Raw genomic sequence first — 790 nt, 5'->3', positions numbered from 1 at the left:
TAATTACTTATAACATTTATTTGTTAGAGAGTATTAGAAAGCGCAAAAGGATTAGTTTAAAATGCGCCGCTATGATTAAATTCTTATTTTTAAAATTCATCACTTTCTTTTTAGGCTTTGTAGCTTGCTTTGCTATGCACACTACTTTTGCATTACCTTTAGTGATTTCTGCTGCGCTAACGGGGCTTATTGGCTCGTTTATTCCTTTTCCTGCACTTTATAAAAACCATCCGTATGCTGCAATTTATGCTGGTAGCTTTGCAGGTATGTGTTCAACTCATTTAATTACCAGTTACTGGGAAATTGCTATTATTTCGCTTATTGGCTCAAGTTTGTATGTGCTTACTATGAATATGTTTACAGGTTTTGGTGGCAAGCTTGGCAGCGTAGCTTTTGCAAGCGTGGCACTTTTTGTATTAGCCAAAGGAATTGTATTATGAGTATTGAATATCCATTACTTGTACTGCTTGGGGCTTTTTTAACATTTTATTTAGCTAAGCATAGTCGCTTTGACGGGGTTAGAGCGTCGTCTTCACTTTCTATTATTGCTTATTTAATTTTTAGCGCTTTAAATTTGAACCCCGATTTATACGCAATTGTATTTTTTGGCGGCACATTTATAGGTATGAGCGCCCCACATCGATTTGGTATTTATACTGTAGCAAGCTCATCTATTTTATTTTCAATCTTATTTGAATTTCTTGTACCAAAACTTGACGGCTATGGCGGTGCATTAGGTATTAGTGCATTTTTATCTGTATGTATTTGCCATACTTGTATTTTATTAGGT

Annotated in this window: 2 protein-coding genes; both read left to right on the top strand. The window is 34.9% G+C overall.

Annotated elements, in window-relative coordinates; translation table 11 throughout:
• Positions 1–134 precede the first annotated feature (134 nt).
• A complete protein-coding gene (locus tag GQR46_RS20245; protein WP_024594103.1) occupies positions 135–440 on the top strand; it encodes a hypothetical protein in 306 nt (101 codons plus the stop codon).
• Positions 437–790, top strand: a 354-nt coding sequence (locus GQR46_RS20240; protein WP_165742325.1) for a hypothetical protein, incomplete at its 3' end; no start/stop codon positions are given. The genes GQR46_RS20245 and GQR46_RS20240, both read left to right, overlap by 4 nt.

The sequence above is a fragment of the Pseudoalteromonas sp. Z1A6 genome (assembly GCF_011378745.1).
In the GTDB taxonomy this organism is placed as follows: Bacteria; Pseudomonadota; Gammaproteobacteria; order Enterobacterales; family Alteromonadaceae; genus Pseudoalteromonas; species Pseudoalteromonas arctica.
Note: the sequence above shows the minus strand (reverse complement) of the source record. Positions and strands in the feature narration are given on the sequence as shown.

What these genes read in the sequence shown, in the direction of transcription:
- GQR46_RS20245 (WP_024594103.1), top strand. Translation starts at nt 135, where the DNA reads ATGCACACTACTTTTGCATTACCTTTAGTGATTTCTGCTGCGCTAACG.